Here is a 1081-nt window from a genome sequence, read left to right as displayed (position 1 = left end):
CCGACCAGGTTGGGGCAGAAGAAGCCTATCTGATTGTCTTCGACCGCCGCGATAAGCTGTCGTGGGAGGAACGCTGTTGGCAGTTAAAACGGCAACACGGTGAGCGTGATATTGCTGTTTGGGGGATGTAGATGAATACCGAGAAATTCTTTAATAACGCTGGGCCATCGGTCGCCGATCAGCACTATATGCTCGATCCACTCAAGCGAATTGATATTGATGAAGTCGAGGCGATGATTCGTCAACAGCGTTATTTTGTGCTCCACGCCCCACGCCAAACCGGTAAAACCACCGCCCTATTAGCGTTGATGAATCATTTGAATGCCAAGGGTGAGTACCGAGCGTTATATTGCAATATCGAAAATGCCCAGACCGCACGTGATGATGTGAAAAATGGGATGCGGGCGATTTGTGGTGCTTTGGTGAATAGTGCACGTTTCTATCTAGAAGAAAATCGTCTTGGTGGTTGGCTGGAGTCAATTTGGCGCGAACAAGGCGAAAATGGTGTTTTTCGTACCCTACTAGAACGCTGGTGCGCCGCCGATCCCCGTCCAGTGGTCTTATTTTTAGATGAAGTCGATGCCCTAGTCGGCGACACTCTTATTTCATTACTGCGGCAGATCCGCGCTGGATATGCTCAGCGTCCATTAGCTTTTCCGCAAACGGTGATTTTATGTGGGGTGCGAGATGTGCGGGATTACCGCATTCACACCGGACACAATGAAATCATCACCGGTGGTTCGGCGTTTAATATCAAAAGTGCTTCTTTGCGAATGGGCAATTTCAGCCGAGAAGAAACCATTGCCCTATGGCAACAACACCAAACCGCTACCGGCCAATGTTTTGATCCTGCGATTTGGGATGAGTTATGGCAAGACACCGAGGGTCAACCGTGGTTGGTGAATGCGCTAGGTCATGAATGCACTTGGTGTGATCGATCAGCGCGTGATCGCACGGTGCCGATTACCCTCGACCGTTATAAAGCCGCCCGAGAGCGGTTGATCTATAGCCGAACCACTCACCTGGATCAGTTGACGGATAAGTTGCAAGAGCCACGGGTGAAGCGGGTGGTGGTGGCGTT

At 50.7% G+C, this 1081-nt stretch carries 1 protein-coding gene; it reads left to right on the top strand.

Annotation, left to right across the window (positions count from 1 at the left end; translation table 11 throughout):
* Positions 1 to 131: 131 nt before the first annotated feature.
* Positions 132 to 1081: ATP-binding protein (locus G465_RS0112830; RefSeq protein ID WP_022654825.1), on the top strand; the 950-nt coding region annotated here is incomplete at its 3' end.

It is taken from the genome of Aquaspirillum serpens DSM 68 (assembly GCF_000420525.1).
GTDB classification, from domain to species: Bacteria; Pseudomonadota; Gammaproteobacteria; order Burkholderiales; family Aquaspirillaceae; genus Aquaspirillum; species Aquaspirillum serpens.
Note: the sequence above shows the minus strand (reverse complement) of the source record. Positions and strands in the feature narration are given on the sequence as shown.